The organism is Streptomyces milbemycinicus (assembly GCF_002154605.1).
Lineage (GTDB): Bacteria > Actinomycetota > Actinomycetes > Streptomycetales > Streptomycetaceae > Streptomyces > Streptomyces milbemycinicus.
On sequence record NZ_MUNE01000790.1, the window covers coordinates 1 to 16513 of the forward strand.

Here is a 16513-nt window from a genome sequence, read left to right on the forward strand (position 1 = left end):
CGGATCGCGGCGGCCGCCGCGGATCTGCTCGGCGACGCCGAGACCGTCTTCATCGACGAGGGCTTCACCCCCCAGCTGATCGCGGAGGCCCTGCCCCGGGACCGTCCGCTCACCGTGATCACCGCCTCGCTGTCGGCCGCGAGCGGCCTGGCCACCCGGGAGAACACCACCGTGCTGCTGCTGGGCGGCCGGGTGCGCGGTGGCACCATGGCCACCGTTGACCACTGGGCCACCCATATGCTCTCGGGCTTCGTCATCGACCTGGCGTTCATCGGCGCCAACGGCATCTCCCGGCAGTACGGGCTCACCACGCCCGATCCGGCGGTGAGCGAGGTCAAGGCGCGGGTGGTCAAGGTGTCCCGGCGCAGAGTGTTCTCCGGGGTGCACAACAAGTTCGGGGCCGTCAGCTTCTGCCGCTTCGCCGATGTGTCGGACTTCGAGACGATCGTGACGGACACCGGGCTCCCGCTGACCGAGGCCAATCGCTACTCGCTGCTGGGCCCGCAGATCATCCGGGTCTGACGCCCCGTCCCGCGCCCTTCTGATCCCCCCTCACTTCCCTCACTTCCCTCACTTCTTCAACTGTTCCTTCGATTGGACCCGTTATGCCCATCCTGACACTTCGTGCTGCCCGGATACCGGTCGTGGCCATGGCCGCGGGGGCGCTCCTCGCGGGGTGCGCCGGTATGGGGGGCGGTGGTTCCGGTGGCAAGACCATCAACGTCCTGATGGTGAACAACCCGCAGATGATGGATCTGCAGAAGCTCACCGCCAAGCATTTCACCAAGGAAACGGGCATCCGGGTCAATTTCACGGTGATGCCCGAGAACGACGTCCGCGACAAGATCAGCCAGGACTTCTCCAATCAGGCCGGCCAGTACGACGTCGCCACCATCAGCAACTTCGAGGTGCCGTTCTACGCCAAGAACGGCTGGCTGCTGCCGCTGGACGACCATGTCGGCGACGACCGGGCGTTCGACCAGAAAGACATTCTGCCCTCGATGCGGCAGTCCCTGACCGCCGACGACGGCAAGCTGTACGCCCAGCCGTTCTACGGTGAGTCGTCCTTCCTGATGTACCGCAAGGACGTCTTCGCCGAGAAGAACCTGAAGATGCCCGAGCGCCCCACCTGGCAGCAGGTCGCGGACCTCGCGGCCAAGGTGGACGGCGCCCGCAAGGGGATGAAGGGCATCTGTCTGCGCGGGCTGCCCGGCTGGGGTGAGCTGATGGCCCCGCTGACCACGGTCGTGAACACCTTCGGCGGCACCTGGTTCACCAAGGACTGGAAGGCGCAGCTCACCTCCCCCGAGTTCACCGCGGCCACCGAGTTCTATGTCGACCTGGTGCGCAAGCACGGCGAATCGGGGGCGGCCCAGTCGGGCTTCGCCGAGTGCCTGAACAACCTCACCCAGGGCAAGACGGCCATGTGGTACGACGCCACCTCCGCGGCCGGTTCGCTGGAGGGCACCAAGTCCCCCGTACGGGGCAAGATCGGCTATGTCCAGGCGCCGACGGTGAAGACCAAGAGCTCCGGGTGGCTCTACACCTGGGCGTGGGGCGTGCAGAAGGCGTCCCGTAACAGCGACAACGCGTGGAAGTTCGTCTCCTGGGCCTCCAGCAAGAAGTACGAAGCCCTGGTCGGAAAGACGTACGGCTGGTCGAGCGCGCCCGCGGGCAAGCGGGCCTCCACCTACACCAACCCGGAGTACCGCAAGGCGGCGGGCACCTTCTCCGAGGTCACCCGGCAGTCCATCACCAGCGCCAATCCGCGCGACCCGGGTGTGCAGCCGCGGCCGACCATCGGCATCCAGTTCGTCGACATCCCCGAGTTCTCCGACCTCGGGACCAAGGTCGCCCAGGAGATCAGCGCCGCCATCGCCGGAAAGCAGTCCGTCGAGTCGGCACTCAAGAAGTCGCAGAAGCTGGCCGAGAAGGTGGGCGAGGAGTACCAAGATGACTAATCCACTCACGGCGACACCCGTGCGCAGCGGACCGCCCCCGACCGTGGCCGCCTCGCCCCGGCGCGCCCCGCAAAAGCCCAAGGCGGCCCGTGCCTGGGCCACCCGGGCGCCGCTGATGCCCGCCCTGATCTTTCTGATCGCGGTCACCCAGCTGCCGTTCGTGGCGACCTTGGTGATCTCCCTCTTCGACTGGAACTCGCTCAAGCCCGACGAGCGCGAGTTCGCCGGTCTGTCCAACTACACCTCGGCGGTGAGCGACGAGGCGCTGCGCGAGTCGATCGTCACCACCGTGCTGCTGACCGCGACCGTGGTCATCGTGAGCGTCGTGCTCGGGCTGATGCTGGCGCTGCTGATGGACCGTAAGTTCCGCGGCCGGGGGCTGGTGCGCACCATGCTCATCGCGCCGTTCCTGCTGGTCCCCGTGGCGTCCGCGCTGCTGTGGAAGCATGCGCTGTACAACCCGGAGTACGGGCTGTTCAACGGCGTGCTCAGCTGGGTGGGCGATCTGTTCGGCGTGGACAACCCGCCGCAGCCGGAATGGGTCTCCGATATGCCGATGTTCGCGGTCGAGGCCTCGCTGGTGTGGCAGTGGACACCGTTCATGATGCTGATCCTGCTGGCCGGGCTGCAGGGCCGCCCCCTGGAGATGATCGAGGCGGCCCGGCTGGACGGCGCGAGCAACTTCCAGATCTTCCGCTATCTGACCCTGCCGCATCTGCGGCGCTATCTGGAGCTGGGCACCCTCCTGGGCTCGATCTACATCGTGCAGAACTTCGACGCGGTGTTCACCATCACCCGGGGCGGACTGGACACGGCCAACCTCCCGTACACCATCTACGAGACCTTCTACAACGCCCACGAGTACGGGCAGGCATCCGCCGCGGGTGTGCTGGTGGTGATCGGCACGATCATCATCGCCACCTTCGCGCTGCGCGTGGTGTCGTCCCTGTTCCGTGAGGAGGCGTCCCGCGCATGACCTCCTTGACCGCCACGGCCCCGGTGACCTCGGTCCCCCCGGCCGCCCGCAAGGCCCGCCGCCGCGGCGCCGCGCTTGGCCTGCTGGCCTGGCTGACCGGCATCGTCTTCGTCCTGCCCGTCGCCTGGATGCTGCTGACCTCGTTCCACTCCGAGGCCGACGCCGCCACCAACCCGCCCTCCCTGGCCGCCCCGCTCACCCTGGACGGCTACCGCGAGTTCTTCGGGGTGAACGGCGGGGCCGACCCCTGGCCGCCGCTGCTCAACTCGCTGGGCGCCAGCCTGTTCTCCACCCTCTTCGTGCTGGTGCTGGCGCTGCCCGCGGCGTACGCGCTGTCCATACGGCCGGTGCGCAAGTGGACGGATGTGATGTTCTTCTTCCTGTCCACCAAGATGCTTCCGGTGGTGGCCGGGCTGCTGCCGGTGTATCTGTTCGCCAAGAACACCGGTTTCCTGGACAACATCTGGCTGCTGGTCATCCTCTACACCTCGATGAACCTGCCGATCGCGGTGTGGATGATGCAGTCCTTCCTCTCCGACATCCCGGTGTCCATCATCGAGGCGGCCCAGATGGACGGGGCGAAGCTGCCGACCGTGCTGCTTCGGGTCGTCGCCCCGATCGCCGGGCCCGGTATCGCCGCCACCTCGCTGATCTGCTTCATCTTCAGCTGGAACGAGTTGTTGTTCGCCAATGTGCTCACCGGCGTGGTCGCGCAGACCGCACCGGCGTTCCTGACCAGCTTCGTCACCAGCCAGGGCCTGTTCCTGGCGCAGGTGTGCGCGGCGTCCATCGTCATTTCCCTCCCGGTGCTCGCCGCCGGTTTCGCCGCCCAGGACAAACTGGTCCAGGGCCTGTCGCTAGGAGCAGTCAAATGAGGGCCGCCGTCATCGAAGCCCCCGGCAAGGTCACCGTCGCCACCGTCCCCGACCCGACCCCCGGGCCGCGCGACGTGGTCGTCGATGTGGCGGCCTGCGGGCTGTGCGGCACCGATCTGCACATCCTCCAGGGAGAGTTCGCCCCCACCCTGCCGATCGTCCCCGGCCACGAGTTCGCCGGCGAGGTCGTCGGCATCGGCAGCGAGGTCACCGAAGTGGCGGTGGGCGACCGGGTCGCCGTCGACCCCTCCCTCTACTGCCATGAGTGCCGCTACTGCCGTATCGGCCGCGGAAACCTCTGCGACCGGTGGAACGCCATCGGGGTCAGCGTGCCCGGCGGCGCCGCGGAGTTCGCCGTGGCGCCGGTGGCCAACTGCGTACGGCTGCCCGAGCATGTGGACGTCGCGGACGCGGCGCTCATCGAGCCGCTGTCCTGTGCGGTGCGCGGCTACGACGTGCTGAACAGCCGCATGGGCAACGAGGTGCTGATCTACGGCTCTGGCACCATGGGCCTGATGATGCTGGAGCTGGCCAAGCGCACCGGGGCGGCGAGCGTCGACATCCTGGACATCAACCCCGACCGGCTCGCCACCGCGAACCAGCTCGGCTGCTCCCGCTCCGCCGCCTCGGCCGATGAGCTCGACCAGCCGCGCGGCTGGGACGTGGTCATCGACGCGACGGGCAACCAGGCCGCGATCCAGGACGGGCTCGGCCGCGTCGCCAAGGCGGGGACGTTCCTTCAGTTCGGGGTCTCCGACTACGCGACCAAGGCCGTGATCGAGCCGTACAAGATCTACAACCAGGAGATCACCATCACCGGCTCCATGGCTGTGCTGCACAGCTATGAGCGCGCGGCCCAGCTGTTCGCCACCGGGGTGCTCGACCCGAAGGTCTTCATCAGCGACCGGCTGCCGCTGGAGCAGTACCCGCAGGCACTCGAGCAGTTCCGCGCGGGACAGGGCCGGAAGATCGTCGTCGAGCCCTGAGCCCCGGCGGCTGATTCGACACACGCCCCACCACGCGCCGTTGACGGCCCAAGCCCGGCACCCCAGGCTTGGGCTGATCATCGGCATGAGGAGGAGCGCGGTATGAGCGGCGACGCGGTGGTGGTGGGCGGTGGCCTGGCCGGCACGCTGGCGGTGGCGGCGTTACTCGGGCACGTGGACACGGTGACCGTCATCGAGCGCGACCGCTACCCGGAGCGGCCCATCTTCCGCAAAGGGGTGCCCCAGGGCCGCCATCTGCACGTCTTCCTCTCCGGCGGGCAGCAGGCCCTGGAGAAGCTGCTGCCCGGGGCGGGCGCGGAGCTACGGGTGGCCGGTGCGCACAGCATGGAGATGCCCCGGGACGTGCTCACCCGCTCCCCGGGCGGCTGGCACCGCCGCCGCCACGAGGGCCGTCACACTCTCCTCAGCTGCACCCGCCCGCTGTTCGACGCCACCGTACGGGCCAGGGTGCTGGCCACGGCCGCCGGGAGCGGCACCCAGGTGGAGTTACTGGAGGCGACCGAGGCCGTGGGGCTGCTCGGCGGCGCGGACCGGGTCACCGGCGTACGGGTCCGCTCCCGCGACGCCGGGCGCGCCGAGCGGGACATCCCGGCGGACCTGGTGATCGACGCGTCCGGGCGCGGCTCGCGCGCCCCGAAGTGGCTGGCGGAACTCGGCCGCCCGGCGCCGCGCGAGGAGATCGTCGATGCCGGGATCGGCTATGTCACCCAGATGTTCCGGCCCGACGCGCCCATGGACGCGGCCGTGGTGCTGCAGCCGCGGCCGGATCTGCCGCGCGGCGCCGCGTGGTCCCCCGTCGAGGACGGCAACTGGCTGCTGACGCTCTCCGGGGTGCGCGGTCAGCACCCGCCGACCGACGGCGTCGCGGTGCTCGACTTCGTGGCGTCCGTGGACGAACCGCTTCTGCACACCCATCTGACGGCGGCCCGGCCGGTCTCGCCGCCGTACGGCTTCCGTGAAACCTCCAACCGCCGCCGCCACTACGACGCGCCGGGCGGCGTCCCCGAGGGCTTCGTCGTGGTCTCGGACGCGGCCTGCACTTTCAACCCCATCTACGGCCAGGGCATGTCGGTCGCCGCGCTCGGCGCGCTGGCCCTGCGCGACACCCTCGCCGACGGCGGCCTCCGCCCCGGCTTCGCGGCCGCGGCACAGCGCGCCGTCGCGCGCGCGGGCGACACCGCGTGGCTGACCGCCGTCGGCGCGGACCGCCCGTACGCCGAGGACGCCGACGCCACCCCGCCCGGGGCGGCCGAGCGCCTGCAGACCTGGTACTTCGGCCGCCTCGCGGACCGTGCCACCCACGACCCGGTCGTCGGCGCCGCCTTCCGCGACGTCACGTGCCTCGCGGCGCCGCCGTCCCGGCTGCTGGCCCCCGCCGTCGCCCTGCGTACGGTGCTGCTGCCGCGCCGGCCGGGCCCGGCGAGCATTCCCCTGCGGGTGGAAGGCGCGGCTGACTAGGCCCTTTACGCCGCGGTGCGCCGCGCGTACACCTCGATCTCGATCTTCATCCGGGGGTCGGCCAGCCCGCACATGAGCATCGTGGCGGCCGGCCGGACCTCGCCGAAGCGGCGGCGCAGAACCGGCCAGCAGGGCTCGAAGTCGGCCCGGTCGGGCAGCAGATAGCGCACCCGCACCACATCGGCGAAGGTGCACCCCGCCTCGGCCAGCGCGGCCTCGATATTGCGCAGGCACTGCTCGGCCTGGACCACCACATCGTCGGAGATGGTCATCGTGGTGTAGTCGAATCCGGTCGTGCCGGACACATGCACCCAGTCGCCGTCGACCACGGCGCGGGCATAGCCGATCTGCTCCTCAAAGGTCGAGCCGCTGAGGATCGTACGTCGCTCCGTCATGCGCGGCACGCTAGGCGACCAGCACCGATACGTCTAATACGACTTCAAGCATGAGCTGATATCTCTAGGCGTATGGAGCGCCCCGAACTCCCCCTGCCCCAGTTGCACGCCTTCGCCGTACTCGCCGAGGAACTTCACTTCGGCCGCGCGGCCACCCGTCTGGGCATCGCCCAGCCACCGCTGAGCCAGCAGATCCGCCGCCTGGAGGAGAAGGTGGGCCATGCGCTGTTCAGCCGCGAGCCGGGACATGTGGCCCTCACCCCGGCCGGCCGCGAACTGCTGCCCGCCGCCCGGCGGGCCCTCAGCGACCTCGCCGAGGGCCTGGCCGCGGCCCGCGCCGTCGGCAGCGGCCGGGCCGGCTGCCTGCGGATCGGCTTCGCCGCCTCCCTCGCCCTGACCGTCCTGCCCGGTCTGCTGCACACCTTCCGGCAGCGGTTTCCCGAGGTGCGGCTGAACATCCACGAGATGACCACCGCGCCGCAGATCGCCGCCCTGCACGACAAGACCATTGATATCGGCCTGCTCCGCGAGCCCCCCACCGACGAGCCGGGCCTCGGCTTCGAGACCGTACTCAGCGAGCCCTTTGTGGCCGTACTGCCGTCCGCCCACCCCCTGGCCGCCACGCGGACCGTGGAGACAGCGCAGTTGGCCGACTCCCCCTTCGTACTGCTGCCCCGCGAGGTCGGCCCCGGGCTGTACGACCGGATCACCGGCCTGTGTACGGCGGCGGGCTTCACCCCCCGGGTGGCCCAGCACGCGGTGGAGTGGCAGACGGTGTGCGCCCTGGTGGAAACCGGCCTGGGAGTCTCCCTCGCCCCGGCGAGCATCCGCCGTATCCGCCTCAGGGGCGTCGCCTTCCGCGGGCTCAGGCCCGCCACCGCCCGCACCCGGGTCGCCGTCGCCTGGCGCAGCAACGACCCGAACCCCCTGGTCTCACGCCTGCTCGCAACGGTCAGCCAAGTTCCTCAGCGGGGGCTACTTTGAGATGAGATCACTGCCGTCCCTGCAAGGCGACACATGGACGAACGTGAGACGCGACGCAGCAGCTACCTGCTGACGATCCCCGACACGGGCCGGTGTCGTCCAGGTTCAACACCTCCGTTGACCGTGCCAAGTTGTTCGGCGACGTACGTCTGCAGGTCGTCGCGGAGGTTGGCCCGGTTCTGGATGTCGCAGTGGTCCCGCCGGAGGCGGCCCCGCTGACACGCGGATGGAATCTCAGAAGTCCGCGTCCTTGGGGAAGCCGTAGTTGCCCACCAGCCGATAGAACCCCCGTTCTTCACCGATCCGATATCTCATGGGACATCGGATCGGTGGGACTGCGCTGTGGTCTCGTGCGGGGCAAAGGGGCTCTTCGAAGTTGAGCGGTGCGCTGGTCCTGAGAGGCTGGCCGGCTGTCACGTTGGGTGAGTGTCAGGGGTGGTGGGGCGGCCCTGGTAGCAGGACGCCCGTGGTCGTGAGTGATCATTTCTGTTCTCGACGCAGAACGATCATTCAGGAACCACGGGCTTGGACAACGATACCGATGCGACGGTGCAGTTCTCGATCACGACAGCGGAGCCCGGACTCGTCGCGCCGTTGGAGTCGAGGCACATGGTGAGCAAGCCTGTGTAGACCTGGAGTTCGCTGTTGGAGGCGCGGGCGAACTGCTGGTTGTTGGCGCCGTTGCAGGTCCGGACCTCCGAGGCCGAGCCCGCGGCCGTGCCGCCGCCGTAGATCTCCAGGCAGCTGCTGGAGGCCGCGTTGACCAGGGCGCTGTAGGTGGGCGAGGCCGGGGCACGACTCAGGGTCATGCCGTCGCCGTATCCGGTGGCGGTGTTGGTGGGCGGGTTCCTGGCGTGCGCGCCCAGCTCGCCGGCGAGTCGCGCGGCTTTGGCGGGATCCTTGGCGGTGACGGTCACTGTGTGCCCACCCACCGGGGCCCGTGTGGTGATGCCCCGGGCCATGTTCCGGGGCGCCGATGATGGTGATCTGCACAGGTGCAGCGGTATGTGCGGCCGGGGACGACCGGTGGCACGCGCACCGTCTGGGTTACACGGTCAAGACCCTGACCCGTGCGTGCATGGCTGCCACCGGACAGCCGGTGAAGCATGTGATCGATGCCCGTGTCGCGTTGGAGGTGCAGCGGTTGCCGGCGCACACGGATGAGCCGGTGGCGACCATCGCCCGCCGTCTGAGTTTTCCCGGCCCCACCAACTTCGGGAAGTTCTTCACCCGTCACATCGGCACCTGCCCCGGCACCTTCCGCCACATCCACCAGGGCCAGTAGCGGTTCCGTGAAGGCCGGTGGCGGGCGCGGCCGATGCTAGTCGAAGCGCTTCGACACCGATGTCCGCAGGTGAAAGAAATGTGTCTTCCTGCGCAGAGCCTTGCTGTTCAGACGCCCCATCATTACTGTTCCGCAGACGCAAGCGCTTCGACACTTCGCACCTAAGCCTGGCAAGCCCGGTGCTTGAAAGTAAGGGGACCGAGCACCGTTCCCGCAGTTCTTGAGCGCGCCACCTCGACGACACGAGCCACCCACCACCGCGAGCAGCACCGCATGCGAACGGAGCGAAGGTGTCAACACGTCAGCTGATCGACCGTCTCGGCCGCCTCGCTTTCGGCGGGGACTCCAACTGCGAGCAGTGGAAGGAACCACTTCGCCCAGGGCCGGCCATCAAGCCGATCAGTCGGCCAACTGCGCAAGCACCTCGGACGGGGCGGGGTCGCGCTGTCCCGAGCCCGGACTCGCCGGCGAGCGACACCTCGCGGCGCCAGAGTCCGCCACCAGACCGGGGGGGGTCCGGAACAACCCATCGCCGTCCTTGGAGGGACACATGAGATGGCAAGCCCTTAAATCCATCAGCAGCAAGTCGGCCGGGTTCGGTCGGCTGGCCCTGATCGTCGCCGTGATCGCCGGGTTCCTGAGCTTCGCGTCTCCGGCGCAGGCCCAGGACTCCACCTGCGACCGGTGGGGTCAGTACACCCAGGGCACCTGGACGATCTACAACAACATCTGGGGCGAAAACCACGGCACGCAGTGCCTGACCGTCAACAGCATCAAGTCCTGGTACGTCGATGCCAACCACTCCGGCGGCGGGATCAAGTCCTACCCGAACACCTCGGTCCGGCCCCAGACGCCGCTGTCGCAGTTGAACTCGGCGGGCTTCTGGTACAACACGTCGTCGGCTCCCGTCGCCGGCAGTGACCACTGGAACTGGACGAGCGACATCTGGTCGGCCGGCAACCAGGACGAGATCATGGTCTTCACCAGCTGGTCCGGGACGGCAGGCGGCTGGGGAAGGCAGATCGCGTCCAACGTGACCATCGGCGGCGTCCTGTACGCGTCGGTCTGGCAGGCCGATCCCGGCTGGAACGTCCTGCAGCTCATCCCCGCCCAGCAGAGCAACACCGGCACCATCGACGCCTCGGCGGCCTGGCGATGGGCCGCGTCGCAGAACCTCCTGCGCAACACCACCTTCGAAACGATGCAGTTCGGCCTCGAGATCACCTCGACCAGCGGCGTGCAGAAGCGGTACTCGCTGAACGCCTACAGCGCCTGGTGGAACAACACCTCCGGCGGCGGATCAAGCATCTAGCCGCAATACGCGCGACACGACGGTGCACTCCGTCCGCGCATAGAGACGAACGCCGGAGCGATTCCCAAACGCATACCTTTCCGCCGGGCCTCGAACGACAAATCCCGGCGGCAAGGTTTGCGGAGTCTTCGAATTTAGGCGGGGTGGAGGTGGCCTCGGGCTCGGCGGGTGGTGACGCAGCGTGTGCGTAGGCGTTGGTTGGTGGGGTTGCGGAAGCCGTGGGCACCGTCTTCCGTCCCGCCGTCTGAGCCTCACCCCCCTCTCTCCTGAACAGGCCGACGCCCTCGCCGACCACCTGGCCGACCTCGGCCATCCCCTCTCCGGCGTCACCGCGGACCACGACGCCGCCACCGCTTTCGCCGAGGCATGGCAGCGGCACACAGGCGCAGCGCCGGTGCTCAGCTGGCGGGGCCGCCTCCACCGTCTCGGCACGCTCACCCCACCGGAGCCGCGCCCACAGGGCCGGGGTCGCGTTGTGGGCGAGCTGGATCACGAGCAACTCATCCGCTGGTGCAGTGAGTTCGCCGCCGCCGTCGGAGAGGCCCCCTCCGTAGACGCCGCCTCCTGGGCCGACACACGCTTCGCCGACAAACGCTTCACGTTCTGGGAGGCCCCCGACGGCACTCCGGTCTCCATGGCAGGCTCAACTTCGATGGTCGGCGGCATGATCCGGGTGGACCCCGTCTACACCCCAGCTCACCTCCGGGGTCGCGGCTACGCGGGCGCCGTCACAATCGAGGTGAGCCGAGCCGCGCTGGCCGCAGGCGCGACGGAGGTCGTCCTGTTCACGGACCCGGCCAACACCACCAGCAACGCCCTCTACCAGCGAATCGGCTACCTCCCACTCACCGACTTCGCCGGATACGACTTCCGGGGTGTGTGTGGTTGATCGCAACCACACACAGGCCCTAGTCTGCGCGCCCCTCGGCGAACGCACAGGGTGCGGGGCTGCTGCGGCCCGGCGGGGGCAGGGAACGGTCAGCCGAGGGCGTCGCGGAGGTGGCCGGCCGCGGCCTGCTCCAGGTGGGCCAGGTCGCTGCTGACCGTGGCGAAGGTGAAGCCCTGGGCGAGCCGCCTCGCGGCCGTGACGCCGTTCGGGCAGTGGATCCCGGCCGCGATGCCCACCGACTTCGCGGCCTCGGCCACCTTCGTGAGCGCCGCCTCGAACTCCTCGGCGACCGAGGGGTCGGTGGAGGTACGCCCGCCGAGGGCGATGGTCAGATCGGAGGGGCCGATGTAGACGCCGTCGAGCCCCTTGGTCGCGCAGATCTCCGCGGTGTTGCCGAGCGCCTGCGCGGTCTCGATCATCACGATGCACGCGACCTGCTCGTTCGCCTCGGCCGGGGTCGGGCCCACCCGTAGCCCCGAGCGCATCGGGCCGTAGCTGCGGACGCCGTGCGGCGGGTAGCGGCAGGCGCTGACGGCGGCGGCCGCCTCCTCGGCGGTGTTGACCAGAGGAACGATCACGCCGCGGGCGCCGGCGTCGAGGGCCTGGCCGATCCAGAAGCCGTCGTTGGCCGGGACCCGGACCATCCCGGCGCTGATGCCGCGCGCGTCGATGGCGGTCATCGCGCCGAGGGTGCCCTTGTAGTCGAGGAGGCCGTGCTGGGCGTCCACGCAGACGTAGTCGTAGCCGAGCCCGGCCAGGCGTTCGGTGCCGACCGGGTTGTCGAGGACGACCCAGTAGCCGAGGATCCGCCGGCGTGCGCGCAGGCGGGCCGCGAAATCGGTGGGGGAATGGGTGGGGGAATTGGTCATACTGCCAGCTTCTCTCATCAACTCTCCCCACCTCATGCGTGTTATGAGCGAAACGCTCGCATGATTGCACGTACCACGCAAGACTCTGGACGGTGACGCAGGAGAAATGGCGCGTAATGCGCAGACTGATAAGGTAACCCGCCAATCGCGGCCAGTCGCGGCGGCCAGTCTCGGCGGCCGGTCGCGGAGAGGATGACACGCATGGGTCCGGCAAGCTCGCGCACACCACGCACGACGGCCGCGCCGGCCGGGGCGGCCGGGGCGGAGGATCCCAGAAGGCTGCGGGCCCCGGATCGCCGTGCGCTGATCGCCCGCATGATCCTGACCGACGGGACCGTCGTCGTCGACGAATTGGCCCGCTCCCTGGACGTCACCCCGTCCACGATCCGCCGGGACCTGGCCCTGCTCACCGAGCAGGGCACCATCGCCCGCACCTACGGCGGCGCGATGAGCGCGAGCCATACGGCCGAGCCGACACTCGGCCAGCGCAGCGGCCTGGCCGTGGCCGAGAAGGACCGCATCGGGCGCTGGGCGGCCGCCCGGATCGCCCAGGGGGACACCGTCATCCTGGACGCCGGTACCACCACCGGACGGCTCGCCCACCATCTGCGCGGCCGGACCGAACTCACCGTCATCACCAGCGGGCTGACCGCCCTGCGAGAGCTGGCCGAGGCGGACGGCATCGAGCTGATCACGCTCGCCGGGACGCTGCGCCACGTCAGCCAGGGCTTCGTCGGCCCGCTCGCCGAGCTGACCCTGACCCGCCTCACCGCGGACAAGGTGTTCCTGGGCGCCGACGGCCTCGACGCGATCCTCGGCATCTGCGAGGCCAGCCTGCAGCAGACCGCGCTGAAGGAGCTGATGGCCCGGCGCGGCGGCCAGGTGTACGTACTGGCCGACAGCAGCAAGCTCGGTCAGTCGCCCTTCACCGCCTGGGCCCCGCTGACCGGGCCCTGGACGCTGGTCACCGACAGCGGCGCCACCGATGACCAGCTCGCGCCGTTCCGGGCCCTGCCCGAGGTGGACGTCGTCACCGTCTGAAGGTGTGCCGCCCCGAGCCCACCTCGAACGGTTCGGCGTCGCCCGGCAGCTGGACCTCGGCCCGGGTGTTCGGCGGCACCAGCACCTCGACGACCAGCCGGTCGCCGTCCCGCCGCCAGCCCGCCTCGGCCCGCCCGTACGGGGTCAGATGGGCGGCCTTGGCGTGGTCGAGCCCGCTGCCGGGGACGGGCGCGATCCGCAGCCGCCGCCAGCCGGGGGCGGCCGGGGCCAGCCCGGCGACGGTGCGGTGCAGCCAGTCGGCGACGGCGCCGAGCGCGTAGTGGTTGAAAGAGGTCATCTCGCCGGGGTTGATGGTGCCGTCGGGGAGCATGGAGTCCCAGCGCTCCCAGATGGTGGTCGCGCCCATGGTGACCGGGTACAGCCAGGACGGGCAGCCCTGCTCGAGCAGCATCCGGTAGGCGAGCTCCGGCTCACCGGCCTCGCACAGCGCGTCGCAGATCAGCGGGGTGCCCGCGAAGCCCGTGGCGATCCGGAAGTCCGCATCCCGCACGATCGCGGCCAGCCGCGCCCCGGCCCCCGCCCGCTGGCGCCCGGTCGGCAGCAGCGCGAAGCACAGCGCCAGCGCGTACGCGGTCTGGGCGTCGGAGGACAGCCGTCCGGCCGGGGTCACGAACTCCTCCTGGAAGGCCGACCGCGCCTCCTTCGCCAACGCGTCGTAGCGGAGCGCGTCGTCCGTCTCGCCCAGCAGCCGGGCGGTCTCGGCCAGCACCTCGGCCGAGCGCACCAGATACGCGCCCGCCACCAGATCCCCGTCCGTACGGGCGGCTTCCGGGCGGTCCGGCGGGGCCGTCGGGTCGAGCCAGTCGCCCAGGTGGTGGTGGTCGCGCCACAGCCCGCCGCCCTCGCGCGCGTACCGGGCGGCGGTCTCCACCCAGGCGCGCATACCGGGGTACTGGTCGCGCAGCAGCCCCAGATCGCCGAAGCGCTGGTGGAGCACCCACGGCAGCAACACCGCGACATCCGCCCAGACGGCCTGTGCCCTGGGGAAGCCGTCGAACTCCGGCGGAATGACATCGGGCACCACGAGCGGCGGCACGTGCTCGGGGTGGGCCAGCTGCTCGGCTGACAGGTCGCGCAGCCAGCCGGCGAGCATGCCGGAGCAGTCGTAGAGGAAGGCGGCGGTCGGCGCGAACACCTGGATGTCGCCGGTCCAGCCCAGGCGTTCATCGCGCTGCGGGCAGTCGGTGGGGATGTCCAGGAAGTTGCCGCGCATGCTCCATACGACGTTCTCGTGCAGCCGCTCCACCAGCGGCTCGGAGCAGGAGAACCAGCCGGTGCGCGCCATGTCGGTGTGCACCACCACGGCCCGCACATCCGCCGGGTCCAGCGGCCCCGGCCAGCCGGTGACCTCGGCGTAGCGGAAGCCGTGGAAGGTGAACCGCGGCTCGTAGGTCTCGGTGCCCTCGCCGCGCAGGGTGTAGACGTCGGTGGCCTCGGCCTCGCGCAGCGGCCGCACCCCCAGCTCGCCGTCTTCCAGCACCTCGGCGTGGCGCAGGGTGACGGTGTGCCCGGCCGGGCCGCTGACCGTGATGCGCAGCCGCCCCACCAGGTTCTGGCCGAAGTCCAGGACGGTACGGCCCGACGGGGTGGTGATCACCTCGGTCGGCGCCAGGGTCTGGACGCGGCGGACCGGCGGACCGGTCGGCGCCACCAGTTCCCCGGCCGGCGGGGCGGTTTCCTCGGCCGGGCTCCAGCCGGTGGTGTCATGGCCGGGGCGGGACCAGCCGTCGCGCTCCAGGCGGGCGTCGTACACCTCGCCGTCGTAGATCTCCGAGCGCAGCAGGGGGCCGGTGGCGGCCCGCCAGTCGGAGTCGGTGGCCACGGTCTCGCGCGTCCCGTCGGCGTAGGCGATCTCCAACTGGGCGAGCAGCGCGGTCTGTTCGCCCCAGATTGCGCGCCGCCCGCCGTTGAAGCCGATGCGGCCCGCGTACCAGCCCTCCCCCAGCAGCGCGCCGACGGCGTTCGGGCCCTCGCGCAGCAGGTCGGTCACGTCGTAGGTCTGGTAGCGCAGCCGGTGGGCGTACGAGGTCCAGCCCGGGGCCAGTACGTGGTCGCCGACCCGTACGCCGTTGAGCTCGGCCTCGTACACACCGCAGGCGGTGATGTACAGCCGCGCTGCCGCCACCGGCCCGCGGACGGTGAACTCGCGGCGCAGCAGGGCGGCCGGCTGCGGGCCGTCCGACTGGGACCGGCCGGACGTGATAGGGCGGGCCGTCCAGTCCTCGGGCGACAGAAGCCCCGTCTCGGCGTGGGCGGGTTCGGACCACGCGGAGGGCTCGTCGCCGCCGGTGCCCCAGACCCGGACCCGTACGGCGACCCGCTGCCGGGAGCGCAGCGCCGGGCCGGGCCAGGGGACGAGCACGGACTCCGCGGACTCCACCCGCCCGGACCCGGCCAGTTCGGTGCCGTCCTCGGCACACACCCGCACCTCGTACGCGGTCTGCTGCCAGCCCTCGGCGTCGGTGGCGGTGCGCCAGCTCAGCCGGGGTTCGGCTGCCCCGATGCCGAGCGGTTCCCGATGGTGCTCGAAGACCGGTGTGGTGACGTGCAACGCCGGTTCACTTCCTTTTCAGTCGGACTGGACGAGTCGGACCGGGCCGAACAGGCCCGTGCGTATCTGGCCCGCCGCGACCGCGCGGGTCGGCGAGGCGGCGTCGAGATACCCGGCGAGCGTGCCGCTCACGACGATCTCGATGTCGTTGTCGCCCGCTCTCAGGGCGTCGGTGACCTCGACCGCCCACGGCCCCCACACCCGGCGGCCGACCGGCGCGCCGTTGACGCGGATCTCGGCGGTGCCGCGGACCTCCCCGAGGTCGAGGAGGGTGCGCCCGGCCGGTGCGGCGGGCAGTTGGGCGGTGGTGCGGTAGCGGACCCGCCCGCCCAGGGCGCGCAGGCCGAGCTCTTCCCAGGCCGCGAGCTGCACCTCGGCCTCGGCGACCTCGGCCTCGATCGCCGCGTCGAGCAGCGCACCGCCCCGGCGGCCGTCCACCGCGACCACCTTGAGCAGCACCGGGGTGGCGGCGGCCAGCGGGGCGGGCAGCCGTACCCATCCGTCGCCGTCCGTCGCGTACTCCCGGCCCTCGACCAGGACCGTGACGCTCAGCGGGGTGGGCACGCGCAGCGCCGTCGTACCGAGCGGGGCCGGGAAACGCAGCCACTCCACGCGCTCGGGCCCGGGCGCCAGGTCCGGTACGAGCGGCAGGGCCACGCCGCCGGGGGCGGCGGCCGGCTCCAGCCAGTGGGCGCCGGGCAGCGGGTGGGGGCGGGCCCAGGAGCAGATCCAGCGCGGATCGCGGCCGCCGCTGGCGATTCGCAGCCGCAGCGGCACGGACGCGCCGTCGTGGCTCGCCCCCCAGCCGCCGCCACCGCCGCCGCCACTGCCACTGCCACCGTCGCCGCCACTGCCGCTGCCACTGCCACCGTCGCCGCCACTGCCGCTG

14 protein-coding genes and 2 pseudogenes are annotated in these 16513 nt (G+C 70.7%); 11 read left to right on the plus strand and 5 right to left on the minus strand.

All coding sequences use genetic code 11. The annotated features are described in order from the left end of the window. From CCN51_RS46240 to CCN51_RS46265, 6 genes are all read left to right on the plus strand, one after another. Positions 1–522 (plus strand): DeoR/GlpR family DNA-binding transcription regulator (locus tag CCN51_RS46240; protein WP_086860928.1); only part of this gene is annotated, 522 nt, incomplete at its 5' end. A gap of 83 nt (positions 523–605) precedes the next feature. Then, on the plus strand, positions 606–1961 hold the full coding sequence (locus CCN51_RS46245) for an ABC transporter substrate-binding protein (protein ID WP_043486353.1): 1356 nt from the start codon (positions 606–608) through the stop codon (positions 1959–1961). Continuing rightward, positions 1954–2937, plus strand: a complete 984-nt coding sequence (locus tag CCN51_RS46250; RefSeq protein ID WP_043486355.1) for a carbohydrate ABC transporter permease — start codon at positions 1954–1956, stop codon at positions 2935–2937. Before CCN51_RS46245 ends, CCN51_RS46250 begins: the two co-directional genes overlap by 8 nt. After that, positions 2934–3812: a carbohydrate ABC transporter permease gene (locus tag CCN51_RS46255; RefSeq protein WP_014174743.1), complete on the plus strand. Its 879-nt coding sequence runs from the start codon at positions 2934–2936 to the stop codon at positions 3810–3812. The genes CCN51_RS46250 and CCN51_RS46255 overlap by 4 nt, the downstream gene beginning before the upstream one ends. Continuing rightward, positions 3809–4798 carry a zinc-dependent alcohol dehydrogenase family protein gene (locus tag CCN51_RS46260; protein WP_014174744.1) on the plus strand — a complete coding sequence of 330 codons (990 nt, stop codon included), beginning with the start codon at positions 3809–3811 and terminating at the stop codon, positions 4796–4798. The genes CCN51_RS46255 and CCN51_RS46260 overlap by 4 nt, the downstream gene beginning before the upstream one ends. Positions 4799–4900: 102 nt before the next feature. Beyond that, positions 4901–6277, plus strand: coding sequence for an NAD(P)/FAD-dependent oxidoreductase (locus CCN51_RS46265; RefSeq protein WP_014174745.1), 1377 nt, complete (start codon positions 4901–4903; stop codon positions 6275–6277). A gap of 5 nt (positions 6278–6282) precedes the next feature. Here the strand turns inward: CCN51_RS46265 and CCN51_RS46270 are convergent, their stop codons facing one another. Then, complete coding sequence (locus CCN51_RS46270; protein ID WP_014174746.1) at positions 6283–6672, minus strand: RidA family protein; 390 nt, start codon at positions 6670–6672, stop codon at positions 6283–6285. Positions 6673–6744: 72 nt separating this feature from the next. Here CCN51_RS46270 and CCN51_RS46275 point away from each other — a divergent pair, with 72 nt between their 5' ends. After that, positions 6745–7656, plus strand: a complete 912-nt coding sequence (locus tag CCN51_RS46275; RefSeq protein WP_014174747.1) for a LysR family transcriptional regulator — start codon at positions 6745–6747, stop codon at positions 7654–7656. 506 nt (positions 7657–8162) lie between these two features. Here CCN51_RS46275 and CCN51_RS58620 read toward each other — a convergent pair. Continuing rightward, positions 8163–8588, minus strand: a complete 426-nt coding sequence (locus CCN51_RS58620; RefSeq protein ID WP_238545323.1) for an RICIN domain-containing protein — start codon at positions 8586–8588, stop codon at positions 8163–8165. 98 nt (positions 8589–8686) lie between these two features. Between CCN51_RS58620 and CCN51_RS46285 the strand changes: the two are divergent. The 3 genes and pseudogenes from CCN51_RS46285 to CCN51_RS59745 all read left to right on the plus strand — a co-directional run. Continuing rightward, positions 8687–8941: pseudogene (locus tag CCN51_RS46285) on the plus strand (helix-turn-helix domain-containing protein); the annotation flags it as partial. Between the two features lie 550 nt (positions 8942–9491). Next, positions 9492–10253 (plus strand): glycoside hydrolase family 12 protein, encoded by a 762-nt coding sequence (locus CCN51_RS46290; RefSeq protein WP_014174750.1) that lies wholly within the window; start codon positions 9492–9494, stop codon positions 10251–10253. A 475-nt stretch (positions 10254–10728) separates the two neighbouring features. After that, on the plus strand, positions 10729–11142 hold the full coding sequence (locus CCN51_RS59745) for a GNAT family N-acetyltransferase (RefSeq protein WP_014174751.1): 414 nt from the start codon (positions 10729–10731) through the stop codon (positions 11140–11142). Positions 11143–11231: 89 nt separating this feature from the next. Here the strand turns inward: CCN51_RS59745 and CCN51_RS46300 are convergent, their stop codons facing one another. Beyond that, complete coding sequence (locus CCN51_RS46300; protein WP_014174752.1) at positions 11232–12011, minus strand: HpcH/HpaI aldolase family protein; 780 nt, start codon at positions 12009–12011, stop codon at positions 11232–11234. A 201-nt stretch (positions 12012–12212) separates the two neighbouring features. On the opposite strand from CCN51_RS46300, the gene CCN51_RS46305 reads away from it, so the two are divergent. Further along, a complete protein-coding gene (locus CCN51_RS46305) occupies positions 12213–13052 on the plus strand; it encodes a DeoR/GlpR family DNA-binding transcription regulator (RefSeq protein WP_014174753.1) in 840 nt (279 codons plus the stop codon). Here the strand turns inward: CCN51_RS46305 and CCN51_RS46310 are convergent. Continuing rightward, positions 13042–15624 (minus strand): glycoside hydrolase family 78 protein, encoded by a 2583-nt coding sequence (locus tag CCN51_RS46310; protein ID WP_014174754.1) that lies wholly within the window; start codon positions 15622–15624, stop codon positions 13042–13044. The genes CCN51_RS46305 and CCN51_RS46310 overlap by 11 nt on opposite strands. Before the next feature lie 18 nt (positions 15625–15642). After that, positions 15643–16513, minus strand: a pseudogene (locus tag CCN51_RS55415) (hypothetical protein); the annotation flags it as partial.

Coding starts and splice junctions, on each gene's coding strand:
- CCN51_RS46275 (WP_014174747.1), top strand. CDS start 6,745: ATGGAGCGCCCCGAACTCCCCCTGCCCCAGTTGCACGCCTTCGCCGTA.
- CCN51_RS46300 (WP_014174752.1), bottom strand. CDS start 12,011: ATGACCAATTCCCCCACCCATTCCCCCACCGATTTCGCGGCCCGCCTG.
- CCN51_RS46290 (WP_014174750.1), top strand. CDS start 9,492: ATGAGATGGCAAGCCCTTAAATCCATCAGCAGCAAGTCGGCCGGGTTC.
- CCN51_RS46250 (WP_043486355.1), top strand. CDS start 1,954: ATGACTAATCCACTCACGGCGACACCCGTGCGCAGCGGACCGCCCCCG.
- CCN51_RS46265 (WP_014174745.1), top strand. CDS start 4,901: ATGAGCGGCGACGCGGTGGTGGTGGGCGGTGGCCTGGCCGGCACGCTG.
- CCN51_RS46245 (WP_043486353.1), top strand. CDS start 606: ATGCCCATCCTGACACTTCGTGCTGCCCGGATACCGGTCGTGGCCATG.
- CCN51_RS46255 (WP_014174743.1), top strand. CDS start 2,934: ATGACCTCCTTGACCGCCACGGCCCCGGTGACCTCGGTCCCCCCGGCC.
- CCN51_RS46270 (WP_014174746.1), bottom strand. CDS start 6,672: ATGACGGAGCGACGTACGATCCTCAGCGGCTCGACCTTTGAGGAGCAG.
- CCN51_RS46260 (WP_014174744.1), top strand. CDS start 3,809: ATGAGGGCCGCCGTCATCGAAGCCCCCGGCAAGGTCACCGTCGCCACC.
- CCN51_RS46305 (WP_014174753.1), top strand. CDS start 12,213: ATGGGTCCGGCAAGCTCGCGCACACCACGCACGACGGCCGCGCCGGCC.